We start from the raw sequence: 6,100 nt of genomic DNA, 5'->3' as shown, positions 1-6,100 counted from the left end.
GCCGGAAGTGACTCTGAAGCTTGCGGTTTCCGCAGACGGCATGATCGGGCTGACCGATGAGGGCAGGGTAGCGGTCACGGGTGAGACCGTGCGGCGGCAGGTCCATCTCATGCGAGCCGAATCCGACGCAATCCTGATCGGCATCAAGACGGCACTGGCCGATGATCCCGAACTGACCTGCCGTCTTCCCGGCCTGGAAGCGCGCTCGCCCGTCCGCATCGTGCTCGATCGCAACGCACGCTTGCCGGCAAGCGCCAAGCTGGCCGTGACCGCGCGCATGGTGCCGACGATGGTAGCCGCTCTCCCGAATGCCATCCAGTCCAGCCAGCGTTCGGAACTCGAGTCGCGCGGCGTCACCTTCCTGGCGACGGAAGCGCATGAAGGCCGCGTGGCACTGCCTGAACTGCTCGAAGACCTGAGCGCCCGTGGCATCGGCACGCTGATGGTGGAGGGCGGCGCGGATGCAGCCGGACAGTTTCTGGCCGAAGACCTCGTTGATCGTTTGGTGCTGTTCAGCAGCACTAGAGAAATCGGAAACGCGGGCGTGCGCGCGCCGATCACGCCGGCAACCGTGCCGCCGAGCTTCCGCCTCCTGCGCGAAAGCCGCTTCGGCGCGGATATCGGCCAAGAATGGGTGAGGGTTCCCTGATGTTTACCGGCATTGTCACCGACATCGGTCGCATCGGCCGCATCACGCCGCGCGACGGCGGCAAGCGCCTGCGCATTGAAACAGCCTATGATCCCGCAACGATCGAGATCGGCGCTTCCATCAGCTGCTCCGGCGTGTGCCTCACCGTCGTGGAACTGCCGGACGCGTCCTCCAACATGCGCTGGTTCGATGTCGAAGCCTGGGAAGAAGCCCTGCGTCTGACTTCTGCCGGAGAGTGGAGCGAAGGAACGGCGCTCAACCTGGAGCGCGCGCTCAAGATGGGTGACGAACTCGGCGGTCACATCGTGTCCGGCCATGTCGACGGGATGGCCACGATCGTGGAGCGCACGGATGAGGGCGAAGCCGTCCGCTTCACGCTGGAAGCACCGGTTCAACTGGCAAAGTTCATCGCGCCGAAGGGCTCGATTGCCTTGGATGGCACCTCGCTGACCGTCAACAAGGTCGAGGGCCAGCGCTTCGACGTGCTCCTCATTCACCACTCCCTGACCGTCACCACCTGGGGCGACCGTCAGGTCGGCGACCGCGTCAACCTCGAAGTCGACCCCATGGCCCGCTATGCCGCGCGACTGGTGGAAGCGCGCGAGCAGGGGCTGTGAGTCAGCTTGTTCAGAATGAACGAACCAAGCTTTTCGCAAACGCGCTCGATTGTGCATCGACCGCCTGCTTTACAGTCGGTATTTTGACGCCGACCGCAGCTTACTTCTATAACTTGGGTGGTTTTCGCGAGGCCGCGATGCTGCTCATATTTGGTATCGGTCTCGTGACTTGGTTATCGGCCGTCGTGGCACTACTTTACTTTGCACGGCGTGTTCTGAGGAGCTTGCGATGAACGAGTATTGGATCTTGGCGTATGTCGTTACTCCGGCCATTGTGGTGGTGATGGGGTATGTCGCCGTGATCCTGCACGAGCGCTCCGTGAAGCGCTGACACATCGTCGCCTTCGCTAGACCATTCCTTTCTTGCGCTCTTCGCGCGTTCGGCCTAAGTCAGCGCCTCTTCCGGAGACTGACATGGCCGACAGCAACAAGCCCCATCTGCTGATTGTAGAAGCGCGCTTCTACGACGATCTCGCCGACGCATTGCTTGATGGCGCGAAGGCTGCCCTCGAGACTGCCGGTGCCACCTATGATGTCGTGACCGTGCCGGGTGCGCTGGAAATTCCGGCCGCAATCACCTTTTCGCTTGATGCCGCCGAGCACGGCGGAACCGATTACGACGGCTATGTCGCGCTTGGTACCGTCATTCGCGGCGAGACCTACCATTTTGACATCGTGGCAAACGAGTCTTGCCGCGCCTTGATGGAGCTTTCCGTCGACGAGTCGCTGGCGATCGGCAACGGCATCCTGACCACCGAAAACGACGAGCAGGCCTGGACGCGGGCCAAGCGCAGCGAACTCGACAAGGGCGGTTCCGCTGCCCGCGCTGCACTGACGATGATCGCCTTGCGCACAAAGCTGGGGGCTTGAGGATTGTCTGACAATCCAACCAACGAGGCCGCCCCGATCCGCCAGGTGAACAAGCGCGGCGCAGCTCGGCTCGCTGCCGTGCAGGCGCTGTACCAGATGGATGTCGCCGGAACCGGCGTGCTGGAAATTGCCGCGGAATATGAGGCGTTCCGGCTCGGCAAGGAAGTCGATGGGGCGACCTATCGCGATGCCGACGCCCAGTGGTTTCGCGCCATCCTGTCGGGCGTCGTGGAAGACCAGAAGACGATCGATCCGGTTATTCGCCAGGCGCTGACCGAGGATTGGCCGTTGTCGCGCCTTGATTCGACCCTGCGTGCCATTCTCCGCGCCGGTGTTTACGAGCTGATGCGCCGCCAGGACGTGCCGGTAGCGGTGATCGTGTCCGAATATGTCGACATCGCCAAGGCCTTCTACCTCGAAGACGAGCCGAAGCTGGTGAACGCGGTGCTCGACCGCGTGGCGCGCCGCATTCGGGGCGAGGGCCGTGGACGCGATCCCGGCAAGGACGTGGGATGACAAGCCCGGCAGAAGCGCGCAGGACGGCACTGATCCTCGCGTTTGCCCAGGCTATCGTCGGGGCCGCGGGACCGATCTGCATCTCGATCGGAGCCCTTGCCGGCTCCTATCTGCTCGACCAGGACAAGGCGCTCGCCACCGCTCCGGTGACCGGTTACACGCTCGGTGTCGCCTTGGGCGCATTGCCAGCTGCCGCTGCAATCCGCATGCTCGGCCAACGCGGCGGCTTTCTCGCCGGTGTCGTCACGACAGCGGCCGGCGGAGCAATCGCCACTTCCGCTTTGTATGCTGGCAACTTCTGGGTGCTCGTGGTCGGCCTCTTGGTGGTCGGCCTTGGTGGCGCCTTCGTGCAGCAATTCCGGTTTGCGGCTGCCGACAATGCGCCGCCGGAGTTCAAGGCCCGAGCCATTTCCTTTGTCATGACCGGAGGCGTGCTCACCGCCATTCTCGGACCGCAGATCGTGATCTTCACGCGCGAGCTACTGGCGCCCGTCATGTTCGCCGGTTCTTTTGCCTCGATCATTGGTATTGCGCGGTTGGCGGTGTTCTCCTTTCATTTCTGCCGCGTCGCGCTCTTGCTGCCAAGTCGACCGGAAACGCCGACATTGAGCCGGCGCGACCCTTGCGCGAGATCATCAGCCAGCCGCGCTTCGTAGCGGCCTTGACCTGTGGCGTCGGCAGTTATGCGCTGATGAGCTTCGTGATGACCGGCGCGCCACTCGCCATGGTCGGCTGCGGCTTCACGCAGGATCAGGCGACGCTCGGCATTTCCTGGCATGTGATGGCGATGTTCGGGCCGAGCTTCTTCACCGGGCGGCTGATCAACCGCTTCGGCGCACCGGTCATCGTCACCGTCGGCCTCATTCTGCTCGTTGTCTGCGCGTTGATTGCTCTGTCCGGTATCGAACTCTGGCAGTTCTGGACGTCGCTCATCATCCTCGGCCTTGGCTGGAACTTCGGCTTCATCGGTTCCACGGCCATGACGGCGCAGACCTACCGCCCGTCCGAACGCTCGCGCGTTCTTGGCTTTCACGATTCGGTTCTGTTCGGCAGCGTGGCCTTTGCCTCCCTGATGTCCGGCCAGGTCTACAATGCCTATGGCTGGGACATGCTGAACTGGATCGTGTTCCCCGTTGTCGCGGTCTGCTTCGTCGTCCTTGTTCCCTTGGTCAAGCAGCGCCGCCAGCTTCTCGCCTGATCAGGCACGAGCCCCGTTTGCGACCGCGACGAGTCGTCTTCCGCTTGACGATCTCCGCTTCCAGGGCCTACCCCTAAGGAAGGGGCCGGGATCGGAGTGTCCTGTCCAGGGTCTCGCTTTGCGTCCGGGGAGGGGTTCGCCGGACGAAACCGGAGGAAATCCCAGGCAATGACCATGCTTACCGTCGTCATTCTCTGCGGTCTGCTTTCTCTTGCATATGCGATATGGGCGACCCGGTCGGTTCTCGCAGCCGACCAGGGTAGCGCGCGCATGCAAGAGATTTCGGCCGCAATCCGCGAAGGCGCGCAGGCCTATCTCGCGCGTCAATACACCACGATCGCCATTGTCGGCGTCGTGGTCTTCCTCGTCGTCTGGTGGCTGTTGTCCGCCACCGCCGCCATCGGCTTCCTGATTGGCGCGGTTTTGTCGGGTGTCGCCGGCTTTATCGGCATGCACGTGTCCGTGCGCGCCAATGTCCGTACGGCACAGGCCGCATCAAACAGCCTGGCGGCAGGCCTGAACATCGCCTTCAAGTCAGGCGCGATTACCGGCCTTCTGGTGGCAGGTCTCGCGCTGCTCGGTGTCGCGGTTTATTTCTGGGTTCTGATCGGGCCGATGGGTTACGCCATCACCAACAACCAGCTTCCGCGTGAAGTCATCGATGCGCTGGTGGCATTGGGCTTTGGCGCATCGCTGATCTCGATCTTCGCGCGTCTGGGCGGCGGCATCTTCACCAAGGGCGCGGACGTCGGCGGCGATCTCGTCGGCAAGGTCGAAGCGGGGATCCCGGAAGACGATCCCCGCAACCCCGCAACCATCGCGGATAATGTCGGCGACAACGTCGGTGATTGCGCGGGCATGGCGGCCGACCTGTTCGAGACCTATGCGGTGACCGTCGTCGCGACCATGGTTCTCGGCGCGATCTTCTTTGCCGGCACCGACGTTCTGTCGAGCGTGCTGCTTTACCCGCTCGGCATCTGCGGCACCTGCATCATCACCTCGATCATCGGCACCTTTTTTGTGAAGCTCTCGTCGAATGGCTCGATCATGGGCGCGCTCTACAAGGGCCTGATCGTCACCGGTCTGCTGTCGATCGTCGGTCTGGCGCTCGCGACGCAGCTGACGGTCGGCTGGGGTGACATCGGCTCGGCCAACGGCATGATTGTCACCGGGCTCAGCCTTTTTACCTGCGGGTTGTTGGGCCTCATCGTGACCGGGTTGATCGTGGTCATCACCGAATACTACACCGGAACCAACAAACGTCCGGTGAACTCCATTGCCCAGGCATCGGTGACCGGTCACGGCACCAACGTGATCCAGGGTCTGGCGGTCTCACTCGAATCAACCGCGCTTCCGGCGATCGTGATTGTGGGCGGCATCATCTCGACCTACCAGCTTGCCGGCCTGTTCGGCACGGCGATCGCGGTCACGACGATGCTGGGCCTCGCCGGCATGATCGTTGCGCTGGATGCGTTCGGCCCTGTCACCGACAATGCCGGCGGCATTGCCGAAATGTCGGGCCTGCCCAAGGAAGTCCGGCAATCCACCGATGCGCTCGATGCGGTCGGCAACACAACGAAGGCCGTCACCAAAGGCTACGCGATCGGCTCGGCCGGTTTGGGCGCGCTGGTGCTGTTTGCCGCTTACAGCTACGACCTGCAATATTTCGCATCGAACCCGACGCTTTTCCCCTACTTCTCGGATATAGGCACCGTCTCCTTCGACCTTTCAAACCCGTATGTGGTGGCAGGGCTGATCTTCGGCGGCCTGATTCCCTACCTGTTCGGCGGCATCGCCATGACAGCCGTGGGTCGAGCCGCAGGGTCCATCGTCGAGGAGGTGCGTCGGCAGTTCCGCGCCGATGCCGGCATCATGCAGGGAACGTCCAAGCCGGATTACGCCCGCGCTGTGGATATCCTCACCAAGGCGGCGATCAAGGAGATGATAGTGCCCTCGCTGCTGCCGGTACTGGCGCCGCTCGTCGTGTATTTCGGCGTGCTGCTGATTTCCGGCTCCAAGGCTTCGGCTTTCGCAGCCCTCGGCGCGTCGCTGTTGGGCGTCATCGTCAACGGGCTGTTCGTGGCGATTTCGATGACCTCGGGCGGCGGTGCCTGGGATAATGCGAAGAAGAGCTTCGAGGATGGTTTCGTCGACAAGGACGGCACCCGCCACCTCAAGGGCTCGGACGCGCATAAGGCGTCGGTGACCGGCGATACGGTCGGCGATCCCTACAAGGATACGGCGGGGCCT

At 62.9% G+C, this 6,100-nt stretch carries 5 protein-coding genes and 1 pseudogene; all 6 read left to right on the top strand.

The window, feature by feature from the left end; all coding sequences use genetic code 11:
• Positions 1 to 649 (top strand): RibD family protein (locus tag RTX98_RS00595; RefSeq protein ID WP_312793865.1); only part of this gene is annotated, 649 nt, incomplete at its 5' end.
• On the top strand, positions 649 to 1,266 hold the full coding sequence (locus tag RTX98_RS00590; RefSeq protein ID WP_312793909.1) for a riboflavin synthase: 618 nt from the start codon (positions 649 to 651) through the stop codon (positions 1,264 to 1,266). The genes RTX98_RS00595 and RTX98_RS00590, both read left to right, overlap by 1 nt.
• A 414-nt stretch (positions 1,267 to 1,680) precedes the next feature.
• Positions 1,681 to 2,136, top strand: a complete 456-nt coding sequence (gene ribH / locus RTX98_RS00585; protein WP_312793864.1) for a 6,7-dimethyl-8-ribityllumazine synthase — start codon at positions 1,681 to 1,683, stop codon at positions 2,134 to 2,136.
• A 3-nt stretch (positions 2,137 to 2,139) separates the two neighbouring features.
• A complete protein-coding gene (gene nusB / locus RTX98_RS00580; RefSeq protein WP_312793863.1) occupies positions 2,140 to 2,652 on the top strand; it encodes a transcription antitermination factor NusB in 513 nt (170 codons plus the stop codon).
• Positions 2,649 to 3,850 (top strand): annotated as a pseudogene (locus tag RTX98_RS00575) (MFS transporter). The gene nusB and the pseudogene RTX98_RS00575 overlap by 4 nt, the downstream one beginning before the upstream one ends.
• A gap of 168 nt (positions 3,851 to 4,018) precedes the next feature.
• Positions 4,019 to 6,100: sodium-translocating pyrophosphatase (locus RTX98_RS00570; protein WP_312793862.1), on the top strand; the 2,082-nt coding region annotated here is incomplete at its 3' end.

Source organism: Tianweitania sp., assembly GCF_032053605.1.
GTDB lineage: Bacteria > Pseudomonadota > Alphaproteobacteria > Rhizobiales > Rhizobiaceae > Tianweitania.
The sequence above is the reverse complement of the archived record's forward strand: the minus strand, read 5'-3'. Positions and strand labels throughout refer to the sequence as shown.